Source organism: Thioalkalivibrio sp. AKL17, assembly GCF_000377885.1.
Taxonomy (GTDB): Bacteria; Pseudomonadota; Gammaproteobacteria; order Ectothiorhodospirales; family Ectothiorhodospiraceae; genus Thioalkalivibrio; species Thioalkalivibrio halophilus.
This window is the reverse complement of record NZ_KB898781.1, coordinates 1-1,063: the sequence shown is the minus strand read 5'-3', so window position 1 is coordinate 1,063 and position 1,063 is coordinate 1. Positions and strand designations below refer to the sequence as shown.

General features: G+C 64.2%; 1 protein-coding gene. It reads left to right on the top strand.

The window, feature by feature from the left end; translation table 11 throughout:
- Positions 1–227 precede the first annotated feature (227 nt).
- The coding region (locus D577_RS0113455; RefSeq protein ID WP_018947974.1) for a methyl-accepting chemotaxis protein at positions 228–1,063 on the top strand (836 nt) is incomplete at its 3' end.

The window sequence follows — 1,063 nt, the reverse complement described above, 5'->3', positions numbered from 1 at the left end:
AGAAGGAAGAGGAGAAGAAGAAGCCGGCCCCGCGCGCCCGGACGCAGCAGAAGTCCGCCACCGCGGACAGCAGCGAAGAATGGGAAGAGTTCTGAACCGCACGGGGCGCGGACCGATCCGGTAAGCCCCGCTGCCCGTAACCCGGCGACGCACCCGCGTCGCCCCAAGCGAACGTTTCGTTCCGCCGGACCGGCGGAGCCCAACCGATTCCGGACCAGGAGAGCAACATGGCGGCTGAAAGCAACGCGGAAGGCATTACCATCCCCGCGGACGAATACAACGAACTGGTGCGCATGCGCTGGGCGGTGGATACCGCCACCCAGCCGTTCATGATGATCCGCCCGGACTGGACCATCAATTACATGAACGAGCCGATGAAACGGCTGCTGCAGGAGCGCTCCGGCGACATCCGTGCCGCCGGCGGCACGCCCGCGGTCTCGGAAGGCGAGCGCCTGGACCGGGTCTTCCCCCAGTTGATTCCCGAACGCTCGACCATGGACGCCTGCCGCGAGGAAGGCATCGACCGCGAATATACCGTTGGCGAGGCGGTGCTCAAGGTCCACGTGACCGGGGAGAACTCCGAAGAAGGCGAGTTCCTGGGCAACACACTGGAGTGGTTCGACCTGACTGCTCAGCGTGATGCCGAGAGCCAGATCGAAAGGCTCATCCGGGAGGTGCTGGAGGGGCGCCTGGATGAACGCATCGACACCGACCAGATGGACGGCTTCGTCCAGCAACTGGGCGATGAACTGAACCGGCTGGTCGACTCGGTCAAGGAACCCGTCGATGAGGCTATCCGCGCCGTGCAGGCCCTCGCGGAGGGTGAACTGACGGTGCGCATGCAGGGCGAATACCAGGGCGAATTCGGTCGCATGCAGGAAGCCATCAACAGTTCCATGGATCACCTCGACGGACTGGTCGGGCAGATCCTGGAGGGTGCCAACAACGTGCGTTCAGCCTCCTCCGAGATCGCCCAGGGCAACACCGATCTGTCCCAGCGTACCGAGGAACAGGCCTCGTCCCTGGAGGAAACCGCCTCTTCCATGGAAGAGATGACCTCCAC